Source organism: Paraburkholderia phymatum (assembly GCF_040965635.1).
GTDB classification, from domain to species: Bacteria; Pseudomonadota; Gammaproteobacteria; order Burkholderiales; family Burkholderiaceae; genus Paraburkholderia; species Paraburkholderia phymatum_B.
Genome location: NZ_JBFRCH010000033.1, coordinates 24,449 through 48,667 on the forward strand (window position 1 = coordinate 24,449; position 24,219 = coordinate 48,667).

At 64.4% G+C, this 24,219-nt stretch carries 24 protein-coding genes; 5 read left to right on the forward strand and 19 right to left on the reverse strand.

Annotation, left to right across the window (positions count from 1 at the left end; all coding sequences use genetic code 11):
- Positions 1 to 36 precede the first annotated feature (36 nt).
- The 7 genes from AB4Y32_RS32805 to AB4Y32_RS32835 all read right to left on the reverse strand — a co-directional run bounded on the left by AB4Y32_RS32805 (position 37) and on the right by AB4Y32_RS32835 (position 10,338).
- Entirely contained in the window at positions 37 to 1,959 is a 1,923-nt protein-coding gene (locus AB4Y32_RS32805) for a PrkA family serine protein kinase (protein WP_087735276.1), read from the reverse strand.
- A gap of 901 nt (positions 1,960 to 2,860) precedes the next feature.
- Positions 2,861 to 3,622, reverse strand: a complete 762-nt coding sequence (locus AB4Y32_RS32810; RefSeq protein WP_368725292.1) for a 2-keto-4-pentenoate hydratase — start codon at positions 3,620 to 3,622, stop codon at positions 2,861 to 2,863.
- 620 nt (positions 3,623 to 4,242) lie between these two features.
- Entirely contained in the window at positions 4,243 to 5,172 is a 930-nt protein-coding gene (gene rbsK, locus AB4Y32_RS32815) for a ribokinase (RefSeq protein ID WP_368725293.1), read from the reverse strand.
- Positions 5,173 to 5,235: 63 nt separating this feature from the next.
- On the reverse strand, positions 5,236 to 6,267 hold the full coding sequence (locus tag AB4Y32_RS32820; RefSeq protein WP_368725294.1) for a LacI family DNA-binding transcriptional regulator: 1,032 nt from the start codon (positions 6,265 to 6,267) through the stop codon (positions 5,236 to 5,238).
- Positions 6,268 to 6,386: 119 nt separating this feature from the next.
- A complete protein-coding gene (locus AB4Y32_RS32825; RefSeq protein WP_368725295.1) occupies positions 6,387 to 7,484 on the reverse strand; it encodes an ABC transporter permease in 1,098 nt (365 codons plus the stop codon).
- Entirely contained in the window at positions 7,481 to 9,076 is a 1,596-nt protein-coding gene (locus tag AB4Y32_RS32830) for a sugar ABC transporter ATP-binding protein (protein WP_368725335.1), read from the reverse strand. The genes AB4Y32_RS32825 and AB4Y32_RS32830 overlap by 4 nt, the downstream gene beginning before the upstream one ends.
- A 308-nt stretch (positions 9,077 to 9,384) precedes the next feature.
- Positions 9,385 to 10,338: a sugar ABC transporter substrate-binding protein gene (locus AB4Y32_RS32835; RefSeq protein WP_368725296.1), complete on the reverse strand. Its 954-nt coding sequence runs from the start codon at positions 10,336 to 10,338 to the stop codon at positions 9,385 to 9,387.
- Positions 10,339 to 10,917: 579 nt separating this feature from the next.
- Between AB4Y32_RS32835 and AB4Y32_RS32840 the strand changes: the two genes are divergently transcribed.
- On the forward strand, positions 10,918 to 11,556 hold the full coding sequence (locus tag AB4Y32_RS32840) for a LysE family translocator (RefSeq protein WP_368725297.1): 639 nt from the start codon (positions 10,918 to 10,920) through the stop codon (positions 11,554 to 11,556).
- A gap of 27 nt (positions 11,557 to 11,583) precedes the next feature.
- Here AB4Y32_RS32840 and corA read toward each other — a convergent pair whose 3' ends face one another.
- The 4 genes from corA to AB4Y32_RS32860 form a co-directional block, all read right to left on the reverse strand.
- Complete coding sequence (gene corA, locus AB4Y32_RS32845; RefSeq protein ID WP_368725298.1) at positions 11,584 to 12,561, reverse strand: magnesium/cobalt transporter CorA; 978 nt, start codon at positions 12,559 to 12,561, stop codon at positions 11,584 to 11,586.
- Between the two features lie 196 nt (positions 12,562 to 12,757).
- Positions 12,758 to 13,237, reverse strand: a complete 480-nt coding sequence (locus AB4Y32_RS32850; RefSeq protein WP_368725299.1) for a hypothetical protein — start codon at positions 13,235 to 13,237, stop codon at positions 12,758 to 12,760.
- A gap of 193 nt (positions 13,238 to 13,430) precedes the next feature.
- On the reverse strand, positions 13,431 to 13,859 hold the full coding sequence (locus AB4Y32_RS32855; protein ID WP_368725300.1) for a type II toxin-antitoxin system VapC family toxin: 429 nt from the start codon (positions 13,857 to 13,859) through the stop codon (positions 13,431 to 13,433).
- Positions 13,846 to 14,091 (reverse strand): FitA-like ribbon-helix-helix domain-containing protein, encoded by a 246-nt coding sequence (locus tag AB4Y32_RS32860; RefSeq protein WP_368725301.1) that lies wholly within the window; start codon positions 14,089 to 14,091, stop codon positions 13,846 to 13,848. The genes AB4Y32_RS32855 and AB4Y32_RS32860 overlap by 14 nt, the downstream gene beginning before the upstream one ends.
- Positions 14,092 to 14,272: 181 nt before the next feature.
- Between AB4Y32_RS32860 and cydX the strand changes: the two genes are divergently transcribed.
- Both cydX and AB4Y32_RS32870 read left to right on the forward strand, forming a co-directional pair.
- Positions 14,273 to 14,419, forward strand: a complete 147-nt coding sequence (cydX, locus tag AB4Y32_RS32865) for a cytochrome bd-I oxidase subunit CydX (protein WP_368725302.1) — start codon at positions 14,273 to 14,275, stop codon at positions 14,417 to 14,419.
- Positions 14,416 to 15,036, forward strand: a complete 621-nt coding sequence (locus tag AB4Y32_RS32870) for an AAA family ATPase (RefSeq protein ID WP_368725303.1) — start codon at positions 14,416 to 14,418, stop codon at positions 15,034 to 15,036. The genes cydX and AB4Y32_RS32870 overlap by 4 nt, the downstream gene beginning before the upstream one ends.
- 249 nt (positions 15,037 to 15,285) lie before the next feature.
- On the opposite strand, the gene AB4Y32_RS32875 is transcribed toward AB4Y32_RS32870, so the two are convergent.
- From AB4Y32_RS32875 to AB4Y32_RS32885, 3 genes are all read right to left on the reverse strand, one after another.
- Positions 15,286 to 16,383 (reverse strand): saccharopine dehydrogenase family protein, encoded by a 1,098-nt coding sequence (locus AB4Y32_RS32875; protein WP_368725304.1) that lies wholly within the window; start codon positions 16,381 to 16,383, stop codon positions 15,286 to 15,288.
- Positions 16,384 to 16,629: 246 nt separating this feature from the next.
- Entirely contained in the window at positions 16,630 to 17,094 is a 465-nt protein-coding gene (locus AB4Y32_RS32880; RefSeq protein WP_368725305.1) for an Lrp/AsnC family transcriptional regulator, read from the reverse strand.
- 145 nt (positions 17,095 to 17,239) lie between these two features.
- Entirely contained in the window at positions 17,240 to 18,124 is an 885-nt protein-coding gene (locus tag AB4Y32_RS32885; protein ID WP_368725306.1) for a LysR family transcriptional regulator, read from the reverse strand.
- A gap of 159 nt (positions 18,125 to 18,283) precedes the next feature.
- Here AB4Y32_RS32885 and AB4Y32_RS32890 point away from each other — a divergent pair, with 159 nt between their 5' ends.
- Complete coding sequence (locus AB4Y32_RS32890; RefSeq protein WP_368725307.1) at positions 18,284 to 18,799, forward strand: Spy/CpxP family protein refolding chaperone; 516 nt, start codon at positions 18,284 to 18,286, stop codon at positions 18,797 to 18,799.
- A 202-nt stretch (positions 18,800 to 19,001) separates the two neighbouring features.
- Entirely contained in the window at positions 19,002 to 19,439 is a 438-nt protein-coding gene (locus tag AB4Y32_RS32895; protein WP_368725308.1) for a PGDYG domain-containing protein, read from the forward strand.
- 52 nt (positions 19,440 to 19,491) lie between these two features.
- Here the strand turns inward: AB4Y32_RS32895 and AB4Y32_RS32900 are convergent, their stop codons facing one another.
- The 5 genes from AB4Y32_RS32900 to AB4Y32_RS32920 all read right to left on the reverse strand — a co-directional run bounded on the left by AB4Y32_RS32900 (position 19,492) and on the right by AB4Y32_RS32920 (position 24,122).
- Complete coding sequence (locus tag AB4Y32_RS32900; RefSeq protein ID WP_368725309.1) at positions 19,492 to 19,857, reverse strand: DUF3022 domain-containing protein; 366 nt, start codon at positions 19,855 to 19,857, stop codon at positions 19,492 to 19,494.
- 52 nt (positions 19,858 to 19,909) lie between these two features.
- A complete protein-coding gene (locus AB4Y32_RS32905; protein WP_368725310.1) occupies positions 19,910 to 20,704 on the reverse strand; it encodes a YhfC family intramembrane metalloprotease in 795 nt (264 codons plus the stop codon).
- A gap of 85 nt (positions 20,705 to 20,789) precedes the next feature.
- The gene (locus AB4Y32_RS32910) at positions 20,790 to 21,872 is read right to left on the reverse strand and encodes a LacI family DNA-binding transcriptional regulator (RefSeq protein ID WP_368725311.1); all 1,083 of its coding nucleotides are present in this window, start codon (positions 21,870 to 21,872) and stop codon (positions 20,790 to 20,792) included.
- Positions 21,869 to 22,837 carry an NAD(P)-dependent oxidoreductase gene (locus tag AB4Y32_RS32915; RefSeq protein WP_368725312.1) on the reverse strand — a complete coding sequence of 323 codons (969 nt, stop codon included), beginning with the start codon at positions 22,835 to 22,837 and terminating at the stop codon, positions 21,869 to 21,871. The genes AB4Y32_RS32910 and AB4Y32_RS32915 overlap by 4 nt, the downstream gene beginning before the upstream one ends.
- A gap of 4 nt (positions 22,838 to 22,841) precedes the next feature.
- Positions 22,842 to 24,122 (reverse strand): MFS transporter, encoded by a 1,281-nt coding sequence (locus AB4Y32_RS32920; protein WP_368725313.1) that lies wholly within the window; start codon positions 24,120 to 24,122, stop codon positions 22,842 to 22,844.
- Positions 24,123 to 24,219: the final 97 nt, after the last annotated feature.

The following is a 24,219-nucleotide window of genomic DNA, read 5'->3' on the forward strand; positions in this document are numbered from 1 at the left end:
AGCGAACCCGTTCGCGCGGGCTTTGCGCTACGCGTTTCATGACGACTTGCGCACACGCAGATACCAGTCGCACAAGAGCCGCACCTGTTTCGGCGTGTAGCCCTTGGTGACCATCCGGTTGACGAAGTCCTCGTGCTTGCGCTGTTCCTCCGCCGACCCTTTCGCATTGAACGAGATGACGGGGAGAAGTTCTTCCGTATTCGAGAACATTTTCTTTTCGATCACGACGCGCAGCTTTTCATAGCTGATCCACGCGGGGTTCTTGCCCCCGTTCGCGGCACGCGCGCGCAACACGAAATTCACGATCTCGTTGCGGAAGTCCTTCGGGTTGCTGATGCCGGCAGGCTTCTCGATCTTCTCCAGTTCGGCATTCAGCGCCGCGCGGTCGAAGCTCTCGCCCGTGTCGTGGTCGCGGAACTCCTGGTCCTGAATCCAGAAGTCGGCGTACGTCACATAGCGATCGAAAATGTTCTGCCCGTACTCGGAATACGACTCCAGATACGCGGTCTGAATCTCCTTGCCAATGAATTCCGCATAACGCGACGCGAGCACGTCCTTGATGAACGACAGGAATTTCTGCTCGGTTTCCGGCGGGAACTGCTCGCGCTCGATCTGCTGTTCGAGCACGTACATCAGGTGCACCGGGTTCGCCGCAACTTCCGTCGTATCGAAGTTGAACACGCGCGACATGATCTTGAACGCGAAGCGCGTGGACACACCCGTCATCCCTTCGTCGACGCCGGCAAAGTCGCGATACTCCTGATACGACTTGGCCTTCGGATCGGTGTCTTTCAGGTTCTCGCCGTCATACACCTGCATCTTCGAAAAGAGGCTCGAATTCTCCGGCTCCTGCAAGCGCGTGAGCACCGAGAACTGCGCCATCATCTTCAGCGTGCCGGGCGCGCACACGGCATTGGCCAGCGACGAATTGCGCAGCAGCTTTTCGTAGATCTTCATCTCTTCCGAGTAGCGCAGGCAATATGGCACCTTCACGACGAAGATACGGTCGAGCAGTGCTTCGTTGTTGCGGTTGTTGCGGAACGCCTTCCACTCCGACTCGTTCGAGTGCGCGAGGATGATGCCGTCGAACGGAATCGCGCCGAAGCCTTCCGTGCCCTTGAAATTGCCTTCCTGCGTCGCGGTGAGCAACGGGTGCAGCACCTTGATCGGCGCCTTGAACATTTCGACGAACTCGAGCAAGCCCTGGTTCGCGAGACACAGGCCGCCGGAATAGCTATAGGCGTCCGCATCGTCTTGCGCATATTGCTCGAGCTTGCGGATATCGACCTTGCCGACGAGGGACGAAATATCCTGATTGTTTTCGTCGCCCGGCTCGGTCTTCGCGATCGCGATCTGCCGCAGCACCGACGGATAGCGCCGCACCACGCGGAACTTGCGGATGTCGCCGTTGTATTCGTGCAGGCGCTTGACCGCCCACGGACTCAGAATGCTCTTCAGGTAGCGGCGCGGTATGCCGTATTGCTCTTCGAGGATGGGACCGTCCTCGTCATAATCGAACAGGCCCAAAGGCGATTCGTTGACGGGCGAGCCCTTGATCGCATAGAACGGCACGCGTTCCATCAGCTGCTTGAGCCGCTCGGCAATCGACGACTTGCCGCCGCCGACCGGGCCCAGCAGATAGAGAATCTGCTTCTTTTCTTCGAGCCCCTGGGCAGCATGCCTGAAGTAGGCGACCACCTGCTCGATCACGTCTTCCATTCCGTAGAACTCACGGAATGCGGGGTATACCTTGATGACCTTGTTCGCGAAGATACGCGAAAGACGCGGATCGTTGCGTGTGTCGATCTGCTCGGGTTCTCCTATTGCCGACAGCATGCGTTCGCCAGCGGTGGCGTACGCGGCGGGATTGTCTTTGCAGAGCGCGAGATACTCCTCGAGCGAGAATTCCTCCTCCCGTGTTTTCTCGAAGCGGGTCGCGAAACTGCTGTAGATATCCATGCTACCTCCTCGCCGAAGTCTGGGACGATGTCGTGCGCGGCGCGCTATCAGGAAACGACATCGCTCGAATTCATCCTAAACCCTTTTAAATTTTTTTTCACGAACTACGTTGTGAAAATCGCGCCATAGCTGGCGCTCAGCCCGACTTGCTTGATGACGCAAATTCGCTCACCTACAATCATTGACCACACCTCGCGAGAATCTTTGCCAGCGCTGCTGCATCGCATCTTGCGTTCCTTCCCCACACTGTCTTCCACATGTATCTTTCACACGCGGCATCGCGTGGCGTCCTGCACTTTTCCGCACCTTTGCAAACACTCGTGTAGCACGCTGTCTGCCTGACCACGCTACTGCGACACATTACTTCGTCCTGCGCGTGCCTGCAGTGCATGTGACCCAGTGAATGTGTCCTGCGGCATCGACTTCAACAACCGCTGCGCAGCGCGCACGTTACCGCCCTTTCTGCCCTTTCTGCCATAACGCACACATGGATGCTCGCGACGACAGTTCAGCCGCTGTGTTACATGTTTTGCATGTGCGCAAGCGCGCACTCCTGCCGTTCGTCAGCGCGTGCGCCAATTCGTTCAATGCAAGCTGGCCTCTGTACAAGCGCGCATGAATCGGCGTGACACGCGTCATCCGTCCTTTGACGCCATGTCCACAGGACGGCGCGCGAGATGCGCATCTGAACAGGTAGATGTAGCCAGGTGTTAGCTCTTTCGCTCTTGAGCGACGCGTTTGGAGGGTGCGCTGTCGCAAATCGCAGAGAGACAGGCGGCGGGGATGAATGAATGCGTGCGGACGCGACGGCAGCGCAGGCCGCCGCATCCGCGCGAAGTGTGACGGCGCCGAAGCGCGATGCCTGACGGAACGCTTGGTGGGCTTTATCGGGCTTAGTGGTTTACGTCAGTTCGACTTCGACTTCGCCGAGCCCGTCGATATGACCATACACGCGCCCCGGCCCGTCAACGCGATGCGCGCCGATATACGAGCCTGTGGTGATGGTCCATTCGGGCTCGATCGTGATACCCATGGCCGCGCAGTGGTTGACGAACCACACGAGCAGTTCGCGCGGGTCGCCGGCCGGATTGCCCGTCGATTCCGGCACGAGCGACTGGCCGTCGAACGTCAGTTCGAGTTCAGGCGACACGAAGTCGAACGAGCGCGCGAGCGACGCGTACGGCTGCGCATGGCCCGTCACCAGCGCGCCATTGTTCTGCGCATCGGCGAGCTGCGCGAGGACCGCGACGTTCGGCCATTCGGCGAAGCGGCTGTCGACGATTTCGATCGCGGGCAGCACCGAGCCGACGCGCGCCAGCACTTCATCGCGCGCATAGGTCTCGCCGTGCGGCTCGATGGGGTCGGCAAAGCGGAACGCAATTTCCAGTTCAAGCAGCACGCGGAAAAACGAACCATGTTCGAGCCGCGCGGGCGAGACCACCGTCAGCGCAGCCGGAATCGGCGCGCCCGAGGCCGGGCCGCCCGGAGCTTTGGCACCGATTTTCCAGGCGCCCGTCGAGCCGCCCAGGCCCGCGATGACCGCTTGCTGGATCGCATAGGCTGTCGCGGCGTCGGGCGGGAGGGTGTCGAGCGGGAGCGTGTCGATTGCGCGGTGCTGGCGGCGCGCATCGACCAGGCGTTGCGCGAGGTCTTGATCCGTCATGTTGTTTCCCTTTGGCTTCCTGGACTGTCCTGGTCTGACGTGGGCTGATGCAAACGCCAACGAGATTGCAGCAAGCGATGGCGTCGCGGGGCGAACATGCGCGTGAAGCCGCCCCTTCATACGGCTTGCGCGTGCTGTGATGCGGCATGCGTACAACGGCACATTCGCCGCTGCGTTCGTCAATGTACCGGAACATTGGCGCGCTGAGTCGGCTCAGGCGGTCAGAAAGGAGAGCACGGCGACTGCGCGCGATTTGGGCTGATCGATTTGGGCCGACACTACGGCCATGCGCGCGTGCGGTTCTGCGCGAACACGCGGCGGACTTTGTTCAGGCTTTCGTAACTGTCGCTCGCGCAACACAGTAGACGCTGTGCTTCAAAGCGGCATCTTCGAGCCCGCTTTTGGTGCGTCGGCACGTGTTTGGAGCAGGCTGCATTGCGTGGTCTTGCCAATGTTCTTTTTCATGCGAGGAAGCACTGAAGCCCCCGTCGTCCGACGAACCCTGCGGCCGCCGTCCAGCTGTAATTGTTACAAGCGCGGGGGAGAACATCAGTGGCGCCAGGCCCTCGCCACGTGTCCGGCACAAAGCAAAGGGGCGCTCAGGAAGGAAAGGAAACGCTTCACGCCCCGCCGATTTCCGCGCGGGTCGGAATCGACGGCTGCGCGCCGGCGCGCGTGACGGAAATCGACGCGGCGCGCTGCGCGAAGCGGATCGCGTCCGCCACGCTCGCCCCTTGCGCCAGTTGCGCGGCAAAGCCACCGATGAAGGTATCGCCTGCCGCGGTGGTATCGACGGCACGCACGCGCGGCGCGTCGAAATGCCGGGGCGGCTCGCCGCCCATCGCGGCCACCACGCCCTGTGCGCCGATCGTCACGATCACGTTGCGCGCGCCTGCGTTGCGCAACGCATCGGCGGCCAGCATCGCCTCTTCCGGCGACGAAACGGACAGCCCCGTCAGCGTCGCGGCTTCGAGCTCGTTCGGAATCAGGTAGTCGACGAGCGGCAGCCAGTCGGCGGGCAACGGCCCCACGGCGGGCGCCGGATTCAGGATGACGGTCTTGGCGAGCCGGCGCGCCGCCGTGAGCGCGGCGTGGACGGTCGCGGGCGGCGTCTCCAGCTGGCAGATCACGACCTGTGCGCGCGCCAGCGCCGCTTCGTGGCGCGCGACGGTATCGGGTGTCACTTCGCCGTTGCTGCCCGCAATGATGACGATCGCATTCTGGCTGCCATCGTCGACGATGATGAGCGCGACGCCCGTCGGCGCCGTCGCGCTGGTTTCGAGCGCCGCACAGTCGATGCCTTCCGCTTCGAGCCCCGCGCGCAGCTGCGCGCCGTTCGCGTCCGCTCCGACGCAGCCGAGCATCGCGACCTGCGCGCCAAGACGCGCGGCGGCCACCGCCTGGTTGCCGCCCTTGCCGCCCGGCACCTGCGCGAACGCGTGGCCGGCGAGCGTCTCGCCCGGCTGCGGCATGCGCGGCGCGCGCGCGACGAGATCCATGTTCAGACTGCCGACCACGGTCACGTGCCCGCGCGCGTCATTCGTTGCCACGACTGCCTCCATCGTCTTGCCTGCCGGTGCGCATCGCCCGCGCCGTTCTTTCGTCCAGCAACCTCACGCCGCCTTGATATTGCGCCGCGCCCCCGCAAACGCAGCCGTCGACTCGCGCAGGATCAGGCGCGGCGCGATCACGCGGCGGCGGAAGGTCATATCCGCCGCCGTGCCGTTGATCCGCTCGATCAGCGTCTGTGCCGCCATTTCGCCGAGCGCGCGCACCGACTGGCCGACCGTCGACAGCGCTGGATAGGTGAAGCGCCCCAGCTCGATGTCGTCGAAACCGATGATCGAGCAATCCTGCGGCACGCGCAGGCCGCGTTCGGCCGCCGCGCGCAGCGCGCCGATGCCCATCATGTCGTTGCACGCGAAGATCGCCGTCGGCTGCACGGTGTCGAACAGCTGGCCCGCCGCGCGGTATCCGCCGCTGCCCGAGAAATCGCTTTCGACGATGCCGTTCGGCGCGATCTCGATGCCGCGCTCGGCCATCGCGCGAATGAAGCCGTGCACGCGCATCGCGCTGACGGCCGTTTCGATCGGGCCCGTGATGCAGCCGATCTTCGAATGCCCCAGTTGCAGCAGATGCCGCGTCGCCAGATAGGCGCCCTTCTCGTGGTCGATCTGCACGAGATCGGCGGACACCCCTTCGATGTTCCGGTCGACGATCACGAGCGGCTCGCGCGAATCGGCGAGCGTCGTCGCAAGCGTCGCATCGTCGCCCGCCGACGCGACGATCAGCCCGTCGATGCGCTTTTCCTGCAACACGCGCAGATAGCTGCGCTGCTTCGCGGGATCGTCGTCCGAGTTGCAGAAGAACACACAGTAGCCATTGCGCGCGCAACCGTCCTCGATGCCGCGCGCCAGCTCCGCGAAGTACGGATTCGTGCTGTTGGGCACCACGAGCCCGATCGTCGCCGTCGAGCGCGCCTTCAGCGACCGCGCGACCGCCGACGGCACGTAGTTGAGCTGGCGGATAGCCAGTTCGACCTTCGAGCGCACGTCCGCGGACACCGGCCGCGTATTGTTCACGACATGCGACACCGTAGTGAATGACACGCCGGCGATGGCCGCCACGTCCTTGATCGTCGCCATAAGCTAAAACCCCCTGCCTGTTCTTACTGCTGGCCAATGCAGCTCATGCTGCATCCGCGGTGCTCTCGTTAGGTTATTCCAGGAGGCCGCCGTCCCGCGCCACGGTGGCCGCCCCGCTTTCAATTGCGCTTGCGCCGGCTTCGGTACGTATCCAGCACGACCGCGATCACGATCACAGCCCCCGTAATGATGCGCTTGGTCGGTTCGTTCGCGCCGATCTGCGCGAGGCCCGCCGCGAGCACCGATATGATCAACACGCCAAAGAACGTGCTGATGACGGAGCCGCGCCCGCCCATCAGACTCGTTCCGCCGATCACGACAGCCGCGATCACCTGCAGCTCCAGCCCCGCGCCCGCATTCGGGTCGGCCGCTTCCAGACGCGAGATCTGGAACAGCGCCGCCAGCCCCGACAGCGCGCCCATCAGCGCGAACACGATCACCTTGTACGGCTTCGGGTTCACGCCCGCAAGCCGCACGGCTTCCTCGTTCGTGCCGATGCCGACCAGATAGCGGCCGAACACCGTGCGCGTCAGCACCAGCTGCGCGACGATCATCACGGCCACCGCGATCAGGAACGCCGGCGAGATGCCGACGGCGATCGGGTTCGACAGGAAATCGAACGCGTCGCCGATATACGCGGTGCGCGAGTTCGTCATCTGATACGCAAGGCCGCGCGCCGCTTCGAGCACGCCCAGCGACACGATGAACGACGGTATCCGCCAGCCCACCGTCACGGCGCCCGTGATCGTGCCCGTCAGCGCCGCCGCGGCGAGGCCGAGCGCGGCCGCCACGATCGGCCCGAGCTGCCACTTCAGCGACGCGACGCTCACGATCGACGCACCGAGCGCCAGCACCGAGCCGACGGACAGATCGATGCCCGCGATGATCAGCACGAACGTCATCCCGACCGACATCACGACGAGATCCGGGATCTGGTTCGCGATCGTGACGAACGTCTCGAACGTCAAAAAGTGCGAGCTGAGCACCGAGAACAGCGCGATCATCGCGACCAGCGCGCCAACGAGCCCGAGATAGTTGGAAAAGCCCAGACGCGTGCCCGCCGGCTTGCCGCTCGCGAGCGGCGCCGATGGATCGGCTGCCTGAGCGGCTGTCTGAGCGGCTGCCTGACCGGTTGCCTGAGCGGCCGTCGCCGTCACGCCGGTGGGCGCGGCCGCTGGCTCCTTGCCCGCGCCTCCCGTGACCCGTTGATCCGTCATGACTGAGTCTCTCCTTCGTGCATCTCATGCGGGTGCAGCAGGGCTTCGCGATTGCGATAGCCGGCGAATGCCGCGGCGAGCAGCGCATCCTGCGTCCACTCGTCCCGCCTGAACACACCCGTCATGCGTCCCGCCGACATCACCCCGATTCGGTCGCAGATCAGCATCAGCTCGCGCAGGTCGCTCGACACGACCACGAGCGCGCGGCCTTCGCGGGCCAGCGCGCCCATCAATCCATAAATATCGAACTTCGCGCCGACATCGATGCCTCGCGTCGGTTCGTCGAACAGCAGCACCTTGCAATCGCGCGCGAGCCAACGGCCGATCACGACCTTCTGCTGATTGCCGCCCGACAGCTCGCCGACCGGCTGCGCCGGCCCCGATGTGCGGATGCGCATCGCGTCGATCTGCCGCTTCGCGAGCGCGTTCTCGCGCTTCGCGTCGACGATGCCATGCCGCGCGACGCCGCGCAGATTGCCGAGCGACACGTTCGCCGCAATCGGCTGCGGCAGCAGCAGGCCTTCGCCCTTGCGGTCTTCCGTGATCAGCGCGATGCCGTGCTTCACGGCGTCCGACGGCGTGCCGACCTGCACGGGCGTGGGCGCGGCGCCCGGCGTCGCGGCCAGCGACACCGTGCCGGCATCCTTCTGGTCCGCGCCGTAGATGAGCCGCATCAGCTCCGTGCGGCCCGCGCCGATCAGGCCGCTCACGCCGAAAATCTCGCCTGCCTTCACCTCGAACGACACGTCGCGCACGACGGGCGCGCGGGTCATCCCGTCGATCTTCAACAGCGTCGCGCCGATGTTGCGCGCGCCCAGATCGATGCGCTCGCCAAGCTCGCGGCCGACCATCAGCGTGACGATCTGGTCGCTCGTCAGGTTCGTCATCGCGTCGACGCGCACCAGCCTGCCGTCGCGCAGCACGGCCACGCGCTCGGCGACACGCGCCAGCTCTTCGAGCCGGTGCGAGATGTAGACGAGCGCGACGCCGCGCGCCTTCAGCCGGTCGATCTGCTCGAACAGCAGGTCGACTTCGCGCGCGGTCAGCATCGCCGTCGGCTCATCGAGAATCAGCACGCGGCAATCGCCGATCAGATTGCGCGCGATCTCGACCATCTGCTGATGACCGATGCCCAGTTCGCCGACGAGCGTATCGGGGTCGATCGCCTCGAGGCCGACCTGGGCCATCGCCTCGCGCGCATCCTCGCGCAGCTTGCGGCGGTCGATCCAGCCGAAGCCCAGCTTGCCCGCGCGCGGCAGCCGGTTCAGGAACAGGTTCTCGGCGACCGACAGCGTCGGCAGCAGATTCAGCTCCTGCATCACCATGCGGATGCCGAGCGCTTCCGCTTCCGTCCGGCTCGCGGGGGCATACGGCTCGCCCGCGAGCTGCATCGAGCCCGTCGTCGGATCGGCGAGCCCGCCGATGATCTTCGACAGCGTGCTCTTGCCCGCGCCGTTCTCGCCCGTCAGCGCGAGCGCCTCCCCGGCGTGCAACGCCAGCGAGACGTCCGCCAGCACGGGCTCGGCATAGGTCTTCCCTATCCCCGTGACGGACAGTACGGCAGGCAATGCGTCTTGGTCGGTTGATGCCATCGTGATCCAGATCTCGTAGCCGCTGCGCAGCGCCGCAGCGGACTGCGCCTCGTGCGCCCGTCCGTCGTGCAGCGCCGCCGCACGGCCGCGCCCGTCATGCGGACAGCGGGCCCGAAGCCGTGCGCATCCCGAAGAAACGGCTTTTCGGGCTGCGCCCATCCGTCTGCTCGCGCGGCTGGCCCGCCGTCTTTACGCTTACCTCTGGCATAACGGCGGCGCGGCGGATTTCTTGAGCACTCGTTTACCTCGACGCGCGGACCGTGGGCGCCGTGCACGCTGCATGTTTCCGCACGGCCCGCGCGGGCTCCTTACTTCGTGACCAGATCGACAGGCGTTTCGACGACGCCCGACAGGTCCGCCTGCTTCTTGTGCCCGGCGATCGCCTTCAACGCCACGTCGATGCCGAACACGGCCTGCTTCGCCGCGTATTGGTCGGCCGTGGCGAGCACGCGGCCGTCCTTCAGCATCGGCTTGATCGCGTTGATGTTGTCGTAGCCGACCACGTAGACCTTGCCCTGCTTGCCCGCCGCGCGCACGGCCGACACCGCGCCGATCGCCATGTTGTCGTTGCCGCACAGCAGCGCCATGATGTTCGGATAGGCGTTGAGCATCGACGACGCGATTGCGTTGCCCTTGTCGATTTCCCATTCGCCCGACTGCACGGTGTCGATCTTCGCGCCGACCTTCTGCATCGCCTCCTTGAAGCCGGCCGTGCGCTGCTGCGCGTTGGTCGTCGTCGATACGCCTTCGACGATGCCCACCTCGTCGCCCGACTTCAGCTTCTTCGCCAGATAGTCGCCGACCTTCTCGGCGCCCTTCGCGTTGTCCGGACCGACGAACGGAATATTCAGGTCCTTCGACTTGAGCACGTCGGTGTCGAGCCGGTTGTCGATGTTCACGACGATGATGCCGGCGTCCACCGCCTTCTTGACCACGGGCACGAGCGCCTTCGAATCCGCCGGCGCGAGCACGATCGCATCGACCTTCGAGACGATCATCTGCTCGACGATGCGGATCTGGTTCGCCGTATCCGTCTCGTCCTTGATGCCGTTCGTGATCAGGTCGAAGGTGCTGGCATTGTGCTTCTGATAGTCCTTCGCGCCCGTTTCCATCGTGAGGAAGAACTCGTTGGCGAGCGACTTCATCACGAGCGCGACTTTCGGTTTTTTGGCGGCCTGCGCCCAGGCCGACGAGAACGGCACGGCAGCGGCCGTGAATGCGACAGCGGCCATCAGGACGCGGCGACGAATGCGGTGGTTCATGTGGTATCTCCAGTTGTTGAACTCGGGGCGAGTCCGTTTTTGTTTGTGCGCAAACGTTTGCGAGCGATATTCTCGACGGTGCCTGTTCGCGATGTCAACGATGAGCGGTGCTGCGCTGCACATCGCGCCCGCGACGCATGGCGTGCGCAAGGCCCGGCGCCTTTGGACGCACGTATTGCCGCGAAGCTTCGGCGGTGCTTCGAATGACATCGTGGCACGGATCGCTCGCTTGGTTCTGCCCGTTGATCGGCCTGTGCGATGGGAGCCGCCCTGTTGCCAGAACGCGTCCCACGCGCAGCGGCGCTCATGATGCCCGGCGCTGCAACGCGCCGGTACTGCCTTGCTGTTTTCCATCCCCCGCAAGCCGCAAGTTCCGCGACAGGCAGGACGCCTATGCTGGCCTGTTCTCTCGCGCGCGGCAAGGGGAAAGAGGGGAAAAGGCCTGGCCGTCGTGATCGGCGCAACAGGTGCGATATGCGTATCATGGCCCGATGATTCGAATAGGCCCGTCTTTGGCTCGCGCGTTGCGATCGTCACGACAGTCATGCTGGCGCGCCAGCCATTCAATATGGAGTCGTCATGCTCGGTATCAGCCAGTTCCCGCTCTTTCTCGCCGCCGTCACGGTGCTCAATCTGACGCCTGGACCGGACATCGCGTATGTCGCCGGTCAAAGCATCGCGCAGGGACGGCGAGCGGGGCTGCTGTCGGCCGTCGGCGTTGCGTTCGGCGGCTGCATGCATACAGTCGCGTGCGCGCTCGGCATCACGGCGCTGCTGGCGGCGTCGCCGGGCGCGTTCAACGCGATCAAATGGATCGGCGCCGCGTACCTGATGTATCTCGGCTTGAGAATGCTGCGGCCGACGGCTACGGCCGTAGCGAAGGGCGAAGCGCCGCCCGACGCGCCGCGGCTCTCGCGCGGCACGCTGCTCTTTCGCGGCTTCGTGACGAACGCGTCGAACCCGAAAGTGCTGCTCTTCTACATAGCTTTCTTCCCGCAGTTCGTCAGCGCCGACAGCCCGCACAAGACGTTGGCCTTTCTCGTGCTGGGCGCGGTGTTCGTGACGCTCGGGCTCATCAACGATTGCGTAGTCGCATGGCTCGCCGCGACGGCCGCGCGCGCCGTGCGCTCGCAACCGGCCGTGCGGCGCTGGATCGACCGCGTGGTGGGCGCGGGATTCATCGGCCTGGGCGTGCGTCTCGCGCTGACGAAGCGCTGAGGTATCCGACGACGTAGCCCACGCGCGCTACAGCCAGTTCGCCTTCTTGAAGCCCCGGTATAGCGCGAGGTCGATCAGCAGCATCACCAGCAGGCAGATGGGATAGCCGTACTTGAAGTGCAGCTCGGGAATCTCCTGGAAGTTCATCCCATAGATGCCCGCGATCATGGTCGGCACGGCGAACAACGCGGCGAACGAGCCGAGGCGCTTGGTCACTTCGTTCTCGGCGAGCGAGATCATGCCGAGATTGACCTGAATGGCCGTGACGATCATCTCGCGGCGCCCCTCGATGGTCCGCACGATTCGGTCGAGGTGATCGTAGACATCGCGGAAGTACGCCTGCATGCCGACGCAGATCGACGGGATGCGTCCTCCCGTGAGCTTGCTGATGCCTTCGAGCAGCGGCGCGATGTGATGCTGGAGCATGACGAGGCGGCGCTTCAACGAGTACAGATCTTCGATGATCGCGCGCGACGCGGCGAGGTCGTGCTTGTCGAAGATGCGGTCTTCGATTTCCTCGATCTCGGTACCGATCGCTTCGAGAATCGGGAAGTAGCGGTCGACGACGTTGTCGGCGAGCGCGTACAGCACGAACGCCGCGCCCTCCTTCAGCAACTGCGGCTCGCGCTCGCAGCGCGCGCGGACTTCCTGAAAGCCGTGGCGCGTGCCGCGCCGCACCGACAGCACGTAGTTTGCGCCTACGAACACGTCGACCTCGCCGATCACGAACTCGCCGTCGTCGTCGGTCTCGATGGTGTGCATCACGGCGAACAGCGAATTGCCGTACTCCTCCATCTTCGGACGCTGATGACCGTGACGCACGTCCTCGACGGCCAGTTCGTGCAGCCCGAATTCGTGCTTCATCACTTCCAGCTCGCCTGGGCTCGGGTCTTTCAACGCGACCCAGACGAAGCACTCGGATTTGGCGACATAAACGCTGATGTCGTCGATCTCGATGTCGGCCAGTTTGCGGCCATCCTGATACGCGGCGCAGTTGATCAGCATGATTGAATACCTTGAAAACGATTCGGCTTCGCGGATTGAAAGCGGTTTGTCGCGGTGAGCGGTTGTTTTGTTCGTGTGCTGCCCGATCGCGACGCAAAGCCGGCATGAGCGCGGCGTGCGATACGAGTCCACGATGTTACGTCGGCTCGAATCGGCGCGGTGTGTCGAATTGTGAATGATGCGCCGAGCCCGCGTGTCAATTGGCGACGCGCCGCAGCATGATGCGATGATCGTCGTTGAACGAAACGCTGGCGCGATTCGAATAGCGCGTGTCCGGCGTCACGAAGAAGCCGATCTCCACGACAGGGTCGAACTGCGTCGACACCGCGATGCGATGCGTGCCGGGCGTGAGCCAGAAAACGATGTGCTCGCCGTTCATGATGTCCGCGACGCGCTCGCCGTCGACATACACAAGGGCATCGCGAAAGCGGACGATGACGTTGTCGGTCCGCTCGCGCCGCAGGTCGACGGCCATCTTGCCGGTGTCTGGCTGCGTGACCTCCGGCTTGACGATGCGTTCGGCGGGCACTGCCTTGAACGGCACCTTGTCGGCGGGCGTGGACGCGCAACCGGCTGCGAGCGCCACGGCCACCATCGCAGCCACTAAAAGCGTGACCGACAGCGCCGCGCGTGCCGCTGCGGCGGCGCGCGTCGCCAGGCTTTGCTTGCGTCTCATCGTTGGTCTCCCTGTCGACCGGAGTTGGCGCTTTAGCTGTCGGCTGGAGTTGGTGCTTCAGCACTTACTCCAGCCCCATGCAGAGCACTTACTCTGCCCCCATCCTTCCCGGTTTCACACAGCGCGCTTGCTCTTGTTCGCTTCGTTGTACAGACACTGTGCCCCATCTGCCCCGGCCGCACTACCGCCCCCGCTACTCTTGCGCTGGCTGGAACGGGTTCAGCACCCGCGCGCCCGTTCCGTCGAAGTCTGCCACGTTGCGCGTCACGACGGTCAGGTTGTAGATCAGTGCCGTCGCCGCGATCATCTTGTCGAGCGAGTGCTCGGGATGAGGCACGCGCAGATGGCCCCATGTTTGCGCAACGTCGGTGCCGACATTCAGGATGTGGCTGCTGAACGAATCGATGATCGTATCGAGCCATCCTTCCAGCCGCAGCGCCTGAAACTTGTCGCCGCGATGCCGGATCAGATCGACGCCGCGCCGCAACTCGCCGACGGTCACGACCGACAGGTACAGGCGATGCCCCTCATCTCTCGCTGCTTCGAAAAATGCCTGAACGCCAGGATTGGCGCGGCTGCTCTTGCGCATTTCGCTGATTACATTGGTATCAATCAAATACACCCGGTCCCTCGCTTTCGTCAGTTGCGTCATGCAGGCGCTCGAAGTCGGCGTCTTCGCCGACGTCCGGCATGCTCATCAGCAACTCGGCAAAGCTGAGCTTCCTTGGCTGAAAGAGCGCCTGCGCCAGGATTTCCCGATGTTCTGCTTCCACGCTGCGCCCGTGAGCCGCGGCCTGCTCACGCAGGCTCTGCACCAACGCATCGTCCAGACCTCGGACCAACAAATTTGCCATTTCGATTCCCCGGTACACGTATGATAGCAATGATATCATCAGCAATCACGGAGTCAACCTGGCCGGACGGCATAGGAGTTGCTGCGTGTCGTCTTCGCGTTCAAGATCGATTCAGGGGCGCCGCATCGACCGCGGCGTCCACACGCGGGCAAGCGGCGCGGCGCGCTTCAGGGAGGCTTCGATGTGGTACTCCAGCTGGATTCTGGGCATTGGCGTGGCGCTGGGCTTTGGGATCATCAACGCGATGTGGCTCGAGGCGAACGGCACGTTCTCCCGCGACGACGCGCCCGCTTCCACACCTTCCAGTACCGAGGACTCATCCACGTGACGCAACTGGTTTTTATCTGTGGCCACGCGGGCACCGGCAAGACGACGCTCGCCAAACGGCTGATCGGCCCGTTGATGAAAGCGACGGGCCATGCCTTCTGTCTGCTGGACAAGGACACGCTCTACGGCGGCTATAGCGCGGCCGCGATCGGCGCGCTGACGGGCGATCCGAACGATCGCGACAGCCCGCTTTTTCTCCAGCATTTTCGTGATCCCGAATATCGCGGCCTGTTCGATACGGCCGCCGAGAATCTGCGGCTCGGCATCGGTGTGATTGCCGTCGGGCCGCTGTCGCACGAAGTGCGCGAGCGCAAGCTCTTCGATCACGCATGGCTCGGCGTGCCGAACGACGTGAAGATCAGCGTCGTGTGGGTCGCGACGTCGGAAGAGACGGCGCGCGAGCGCATTCTCGCGCGTGGCAATCCGAACGACGCATACAAGCTCGCGCATTGGGACGAGTACCGGCAACGCCGCTTCATGCCCTCAGGCGACCAGTGCGAAGGCCTGCTGATGTTCGACAACACCGCGCCCGTACCCGCCGATTACGACGCGCTGCTCGCGCAGATCGTGCAGGCGCCGCAACATGCCGGCGCGATGCTGCCGCCGATGCCCGTCTGACGCACGCTCCGTCGCGCGGCTTCGGCACCTACCTTCGGCACATACCTTCGGCACCTACCTTCGGCACCTACCTTCGGCACCTACCTTCGGCACATACCTTCAGCACGCGCCAGACAACAAAAACGGGCGTTCGACCTCTTTGGTCGAACGCCCGCTTCGCTATTGCCTCTCAGGCGACCCTCTGCGGAGCCTCATCCGTTCGCGCTGCCGCTCGGTCCCGCTTCCTCCTTTTGCGCGCCGCCCAGATGATCAGACGGTCGCCACCGCGTCCAGCGCGCGGCCTTCGTACAGTTGCCCGAAACGGTTCGCGAGGAACTCGCGCAGCGACACCTGCTCCTGACGCACGAACCCGCTTTGCGGCAGCTTCTTTTCGCGGAACAGGTCGAGCACCGCGCACATCGCGCCCGCCGTGGTGATCTGGATCGCGCTCATCGGCACGCCGCAGACGGTCTTCGCGAAGATCTTGCGCGTGAACACTTCCTGCACCAGCTGGCCGTCGCGCACGCCCGTCACCGTGATGAAGACGAGCACGACATCCTGGGCCGTCGACGGCACCGAGCGGCGCATGATCGTCTTCAGCGTATCGCGGTCGGTCGCAAGACGCAGGTCTTCGAGCAGGAACTGCATCAGGTCGCGATGGCCCGGATAGCGCACCGACTTGTAGTCGAGAGTTTCGACGCGGCCCGCCAGCGTCTCGCACAGCGTCCCCAGACCGCCCGACGTGTTGAACGCCTCGTACTCGATGCCGTCGAGCGAAAAATGCTCGAGCCCTTCGAGCGGCTGCACCCACTGTTGGCGGCTGTCGCGGATCGCCTCACACGGCTGGCAGTATTCGTTGATGAGGCCGTCGACGCTCCACGTCAGGTTGTACTTCAGCGCATTCGTCGGAAACTCAGGCAGCGCGCCGACACGCATCTTCACGTCGCGGATTTCGCTGAAGCGATTCGCCAGTTCGTGCGCGGCGATGCCGATGAAGCCCGGCGCAAGGCCGCACTGCGGCATGAACGCATGCTCGGCGCTGTCGGCGATCGCGCGGATCGCATGCGTCGCGCGCACGTCTTCCGTCAGGTCGAAATAGTGCACGCCCGCGCCCTTCGCCGCCGTCGCCACGCTCACCGCGAGGTAGTACGGCAGCGCGTTGATGAGCGCGTCGAAGCCCTGAATCGCGGCGCGCAACGCAGCGGCATCGGCGGAATCGACGCGGCGGGTCGGGATGCCTTGCGCGGCCAGCTTGTCGAGCGCGTGCTGATCGCGGTCCATCGCGACCACTTCGTAGTCGCCTGTCTCACGCAACATGTGCGCGATGGTGTGACCGATCAGACCTGCGCCAACGATGGCAACTTTCATGCGCTTCTCCTTTGTTCTCTGTTCGATGGATGCTGTCTCCAGCGTGAACGGCGCGCCGCGGCGAACCTCCATAAAGAAGTTTAGGGAGAACGCCAGTCGGTTTATAGGCGCAAGGTGCTGCGCAATGACCATGAACTTCGACGATTCGACGAACCATTCCGACGATTCGTCGAAAACATATCAAAACCGCGTAAACGTGCGGCGTATGCGGCGCTCAAGAAGCGCATCGAGCGAGCCTGCGTGCATTCATCCCCTGATCATTCCGCGATCGATCTTGCGCGCCAGGATGATCGACGTCGTCGTGCGCTCGACGCCCGCGAGTCCGCCGATCTGGTCGAGCAGATCGTTCAGGCGCTCGGGCGAATCGGCGCGTAGCCACGCGACGTAATCGAACTCGCCGCTCACCGCGCACAGCAATTGCACTTCGGGCATCCGGTTCAGCTTCTTCTGCACGTCGGGCCCGTACTTCGGCGCGATGATGATGCCGACGTACGCATAGATGCTTGCGTCGAGCACGTCCTGGCCGAGCCGCACGCTATAGCCGGCGATAACGTTGGTCTTTTCCAGCCGCGCGATGCGCGCGATCACGGTCGTGCGCGCGACGCCCAGTTGTCGCGCGAGATTCGCGACGCTTTCGCGCGCGTTGGCTTGCAGCAGCGCAACGAGGTTGCGGTCGAGTTCGTCGAGTTGATCGAGGCGCGGTGGTCTCATCGATTCAAGGTTAGCGTTGAAGTGGAAGCTCGCCGCACGGCGAGCCGCAGACGCGGATTACGGGATACGCGGATTATGCACCCCGCGCCCCGCAGCGCGAATACATGCGGACTGCACATATCGCGCTTGCACACGGGGCGACGCGTCACGCGCCGAAGCGCTCAATCACGAAGTCGATGAACGTGGTCAGCTTCGGCGTCGGGCGGCCGTCACGCGGATAGATCAGATGCACGGGCGCGCCTTCGGGCAACCAGTCTTCGAGCACGCAGACGAGCTCGCCGCGTTCGATCTCGCGCGCGAGCAGCGCTTCCGGCTGAAGCACCAGACCGAAGCCGCGCAGCGCCGCCACTTTGAGCGCCTGGCCGTTGTTCGCGCGAAAACGCCCCGGACGCAACTGGCAGTCGGCTGCGGCATCGCCGTCGAGACGCCACAGACCTTCGCGGCCCCAATGCAGAAAGCCGAGACACTCGTGATTCACGAGATCGGCGGGCGTCTTCGGCGTGCCCATGCGCGCGAGATATTCGGGCGATGCGCAAGCGCGCATCCGGTACGGCTTCAACTGCCTGGCGACAAGGCTCGAATCCGGCAGGCGGCCGATGCGCACGGCGGCGTCGAAGCCCTCTTCGACGAGATCGACGATACGGTTCGACAGATCGAGTTCGAGGCTGACGTCGGGCCATGCGCTCAGATAGTCGGTCATCGCGGGCGAGAACACTTCGACGCCATACGTGAGCGGCACTGTCACTTTCAACGTGCCGCGCGGCGCGGACGTCATCGATTCGGCGAGCGACTCCGCAGCCTTCACGTCGGCGAGAATGCGCCGGCATTGCTCGTAATACTGGCGGCCGATCTCGGTGAGGCTTTGACGGCGCGTCGTGCGCGTCAGAAGCCGTGCGGAGAGCTGTGTTTCGAGCGAGCGGATGTGCTTGCCGACCATCGCCGACGACAGCTGGAAGCGCTCGGCGGCCGCCGTCAGGCTGCCTGCTTCGACCACGGCAACGAATATTTCCATACTGACGAATTTGTCCACCGTCTATTTTTTCCCGATCGTTTCGGTTGTAAGCAGTTGTCGCAATGCAGTCGCAATGGGGCGATAACGTGATACTAATATCAGCCTGATATGCGCCGCGCGCATATGCATAAACGCTTCGTCAAGCTTCACTCATACGAACCGACAACAGGAGTCTCAATGAAAAAAACGCTCGCCATTCTCGCTTCCGCATTGTCGATGAGCACCGCATTCGCACAGACCGCAGCGCCCGCAGGCGCATCGGCGCCGGTCATGTCGGCTGCTGCCGCGCAGACGCAGGGCAAGGCACGCCACGAGCAGCGCGTCGAAGATCGGATCAACTATCTGCATTCGCAACTGAAGATCACGTCGGCGCAGGAGTCGCCATGGAACAACTTCGCCGACGTCATGCGCAGCAACAGTGAAACGATGGGCAATCTGTTCGAGCAGCGCAGGGCGAATCCGAACGTGTCCGCACTCGACGACATGAAGGGCTACGCCGAGATCACACAGGCTCATGCCGACGGCTCGAAAAAACTCGTCGACGCGTTCGAGCCGCTCTACACCAGCTTCTCGCCGGAGCAGAAGAAGCTCGCCGACGAAACTTTCCGCCGACAGCCGGCTGAAGGCGGCGCACACCACCGCCGCTCGGGCAAGTCAGCCGCGCCCGCAACGGACGCGACCGTCAAGCCGTAATTGCAGCGCAAGTTCCGCTCGTGTTTCGTAAAACGCCTGCCTTCACGGGCAGGCGTTTTTCACTGCATCCGCGCGAATCTGGCATCATGCGCGCCTGCACCGCGTTTGCCCTTCGTCGCCCTTCGTTGCCCTTCGTTGTGTTCCGTTGCGCTGACGTTCGCTTACGCGGCCCTGTCATCTGATCAGAATAGCTTCAAAGCCCATGCTCGAACTGAAGAACATCGACCTGCTCGCCGATCCCGCCGCGCAACGCGTCGTCAAGGACGAAACCGTCACCGTGCAATTCGCCCAGGCCGAAGGCGAACTGATGAGCCTCGAAGGACCGAATCGCTACACGCACGGCGACGCGCTGATCACGGGCTCGACGGGCGACCGCTGGGTCGTGTCGCGCGAACGCTTCGACGCGAAGTACCTGCCCGCCGACGCCCGGCTCGCGCACGGCGATGCCGGTTCGTATCGCAATCGCCCGGCCGTCGTGCTCGCAAAGCAGATGAGCGAACCGTTCTCGCTCGCACGCTCGGCCCAAGGCGGCGACGTGCTCAAGGGCACGGCAGGCGACTGGATCATGCAATACGCGCCCGGCGACTATGGCGTCGTGCAGGCCGCGCGCTTCGCGAAGGTCTATCGGCTCGCGAATTGAGCGACGCTTCGCGCGACGCGCCTCGGCCCTTCATTCGCCGGGCTCGCCGCGTTCAGGCAAACTCGTCGCCGAGCTCGACGGTCACTTCACGCGGCACGCTCTTGCCCGCCGCGTATTCCTCTTCCAACGATCCCAGCGTCGCCTCGACATACGCGCGAAGCACCGCGAAGCTGCGGCCTCGCAGACGCGGCGGCAGCGCGCGATAACGCGCGAGCGCGGCCGGCGCGATCGCGACGATCAACACCATGCGGCGCGCCGTCGAGCCGAAGCGCATCGCGATCCAATGCACGACGATCTGCGGCACGCCGTTGTCATCGGGGCGTTCGATGAACTGTGTCTGCTCGGGAAAGAGATCGCTGATCACGCGCGCCAGTTCTTCGATGTCGGCGTTCGCGCACTCGTACTGATAGGCTTCCATGTCAATGGCCTCGGGCCTGTGGGTCTGGATGGACGATAGATTGTGTTGAAGCTCAAGCCGCGCGCGCGTGCATCCTGAGCAGCACCACGGCAACGGCAAGCGCCGCGACGGCATAGATGGCGTCGACGGTCACGAGCGGCAGCATCCGCGCCTGCGACATCGCGGCGGGCACGTCGATCAGCGCGTGCGCGGCGATCGCGACGGGCAGGATGGCGCGCCAGCCCGCGCGCACGCCGTGCCACATCAGCACGGAGAGTCCGATCTGGAACACCAGCGCGGCCACGCGTTCGAGTACGAAAAGACCTGCCATCGCTGGCGACAGGCTCGCGAGTATCAGATGAAGCCGCATCAGCGATGCAGCTGGGATGTGGCCGAGATACGCATCGAGCTGGCCGCGATTTTCCAGCACGCCGAACGCGATCCACTGCGCCTGCACGATCACGCCGACGAGCCACGCTTCGGCGCCGCCGTGTCCGAGACCGTACGCAAGCGCCGTACCGTCAGCCTCAGCAGGGTTCGATGTGCGCCGCGCCAGCCAGCGCATCGCGACGAAACGGCCGACTTCCTCGCAGACGCCCGCCGCCAGCGCGCCGTAGACGACGAACGCGAGCGGGTTCGACAGCCATTCGCTGGTCGCCGCGTTCTGACGCAGCAGATAGTCGTTGAGCGCGCGTTCGATCAACATCGCCGACAACGCAAACACCGCGACGCCCGCAATCGCGTCGCGCCGGTTCAGCGCGAACGGCGCTCGCCAGCGGCGGTACAGGCCGATCGGAAGCCATGCAATGAAGAGAGTCGCGACAGCGAGAATCGCAAGCGTAATGGGCGAAACGGGCAAAGCTGGCATCGAGCAGCGCGGATCAGGTGGCGAAAGAGAGACTCCGCCGCGCATTGTAAGCGCGTCGCCGTCTGAATGCCGAACGCCCGAGAAATCAGCGCGCCGTCGATGCGCGTTCGATCAGCTCGCCGGGCAGCAGACAGTCTCGCGCGCTCGCCTGCGCACCGTCGATGCGCTCGTGCAGAAATTCGACGGCCCGATAGCCGATGTCGTAGGTCGGCTGGCGAATCGTCGTGATGCCGGCGAGTTCGGCCCATTCGGGATCGTCGATCGACAGCAGCGCAACGCGCTTTTGCCAGTCCGCGCCATGCCGCTGGTTCAGATGCCGCGCAAGCGACAGCGCAACGGGGCCGTTCGCGGCAAAGAGCGCGACGCGCGGCATGGAGGTCTCACCTTTGCTTCTCTCGCCGCTTGTGTCCCGTTCTGCGATCGCGGCGTCGATTTCGGCGTCGAGCGCGGCAAGCGTCTGCGCGAGCTCATCGGCATCGCCGAGCTCGACCACGACCGTGCGGCCGCTCACCTGTGGATACTGTGTCAGCGCCCGATGAAACGCCGCTTCGCGCAGACGCCGCGAACTGACACGCTCGAACGGCTGCACGACGAACCACACGCGATCGAAGCCGCGTTCGACGAGATGCCGCGTCGCGACCGTCACGGCCGCCTCGTTGTCGAGCCCCACCATATCGGCGTCGAGCCCTTCCACCGACCGGTCTACCAGCACGGCGGGAATCCCGCCGCCGCCCACGGGCCGAAGCGTCTCCTCGCTCACGCCGAGCGCGTTGACGATCACGCCTTCCACGCGGTATGTCGTCAGCAGTTGCAGAAAGCGCCGCTCCATGTCGACTTCGTTCGCCGCGTGGCAGATGAGCGGCATGTAGCCGAGCGCGTGGCAAGCCGCCTCGACGCCTTGCAGCACCTCGACGGAATACGGGTTCGTCAGATCGGCGACCAGCATGCCGATCAGGCGATTGCGTCCACGCTTCAAGCCGCGCGCCATCTGGTTCGGCTGATAGTCGAGCCGCTCGATCGCGGCTTCGATGCGCGCGCGCAGTTGCGGCGACAGCACGCTCAGCTCGCCGTTCAGATAGCGCGAGATGCTCGTCTTGCCCGTGCCGGCCTCGCGGGCGACGTCGCTGATGGTGGCGCGGCGCGGTGCGCCTGACGGCGGCGTGTTCATCGCGAGAGAACGTCGCGGTTGACGATGTTGGTCCTCAGCGTGCCGTCGAGCGCGCCGACCAGGTTTTCCGCCGCGCAGCGCGCCATCGCGTGACGCGTCTCGTGCGTCGCCGAGCCGATGTGCGGCAGCGCGACCACGTTGTTCATCTTCAGTAGCGGCGAGTTCGCGTCGAGCGGCTCCTTGTCGAACACGTCGAGCCCTGCGCCGTGGATCGCGCCCGTCCGCAGCGCTTCGATCAGCGCGTTTTCATCGACAATCTGTCCACGCGACGCGTTGATCAGGATCGCGCTCTTCTTCATCTTGCGCAGCTCGTTCACGCCGATCAGGTGACGCGTTTGCGGCGTCAGCGGCACCTGCAGGCAAACGAAGTCGGATGCGGCGAGCAGCTCGTCGAGCTCGACGCGGCGCGCGCCGTAACGCTGTTCCGCCTCGGCGTTCGCACTGCGGTTCGTGTACAGCACCTTCATGTTGAAGCCGAGCGCCGCGCGCCGCGCAACGGCTCCACCGATGCGCCCCAGCCCGACGATGCCGAGCGTCTTGCCCTGCACGTCGACGCCGTACAGCGCGGGCCCGATGCTCGCCTTCCACTCGCCCGCCTTCACCCAGCCGGCCAGCTCGACGACGCGCCGCGCGCTCGCCAGAATCAGCGAGAACACGGTATCCGCCGTCGACTCCGTCAGCACATCGGGCGTATGCGCGAGCACGATGCCGCGCTTCGTCAGATCGTCGACGTCGAAGTTGTCGTAGCCGACCGAAATCGTCGAGAGCGCCTTGAGCTTCGTCGCGCCTTCGAGCATCGCGGACGTGATCTTCACGCTCGCGCCGATCGCGCCGTCGGCATCCTTGAGCGCGGCGACGAACGCATCGTGCCGCGAAGCGTCCACCTGCACCACTTCAGCGTGCTGCTGCAGATACGACAGCACATCGTCCGGCAGCGGCTTGTATGCGACGATCTTTCGCTTCATCGAATCACTTTCCTTGCAACGGAGTGGCGAGCGCCGCGCTCTGCATGCGCGGCGGCTTGACGGCAAGCGTCAGCACGACGGCGCCGACGAGCGCGACGCTCATGAACACATACGACGCAGCGGGCGAGCCCGTCGCGCCGTTCAGATAGCCAACCACATACGAGCCCACGAACGAGCCGAGCGCGCCCATGCTGTTGATCAGCGCCATCGCGCCGCCCGCGACGTTCTTCGGCAACAGCTCCGGCACGATCGCGAAGAACGGGCCGTACGGCGCATACATCGCGGCACCCGCGATGACGAGCAGCGCATACGACATCCAGAAGTGCGTCGAGCCGAGCGCATACGAACCCGCGAACGCCGCCGCGCCGATCAGCAGGAACGGCCACACGAACGCGCGCCGGTTATTGAGTTTATCCGACGCCCATGACGCCGCGAGCATAGCGATCGTCGCGGCCAGATACGGCAGCGCCGACAGCCAGCCCGTTTCGACCATGCCGAGCGTCGAGCCGTTCTTCAAAATGGACGGCAGCCACAGCACGAAACCGTACACGCCGATGCTCCAGCAGAAGTACTGCGCGCACAGCTTGATGACAGCGGGCGTGCGGAACGCTTCGCCGTAGTTGCGCACGGGCTTGATCGCGGCCTGCTCGGCACGCAGCGTATCGGCGAGCTGCTTCTTGTCCGCTTCCGACAGCCACTTCACCTGCTCGGGCTTGTCCTTCACGATGAACCACCAGCAGACGGCCCACGCGATGGCGGGCACGCCTTCCGCGATGAACATCTGGCGCCAGCCGAACGAATGCACGAGGTAGCCGGACACGACGGACATCCACAGCACCGTCACGGGGTTGCCGAGAATCAGGAACGTGTTGGCGCGCGAGCGCTCGCGCTTCGTGAACCAGTTGCTGATGAAGATCAGCATCGCGGGCATCACGGCCGCCTCGACGACGCCGAGCGCGAAGCGGATCGCCATCAGCGACGGAATATCGCTGACGATGCCCGTCAGCGCCGCGCAGCCGCCCCACAGCACGAGGCTCCAGAACACGAGCTTCTTGACGCTGCGGCGCTCCGCGTAGATCGCGCCCGGAATCTGAAAGAAGAAGTAGCCGAGAAAGAACAGCGCGCCGATCAGCGACGACAGCCCTTTGCTGATGCCGAGATCCTGGTTGATGCCGGCGGCGGCCGCGAAGCCGTAGTTCGCGCGGTCGAGATAGGCGAGGCTGTACGTGATGAACACGATCGGCATGATCGTCCACCAGCGGCGGATCGCGAGTGATGAGGGCATCGATGTCTCCTTTGTCGAACAGAGTTGGGCCTTTAGCCCCTTGCTCTGGTCCCACGCGAACTATTTGCTGGCGTGAGCCCGGTTTCCTGAGTCGGTC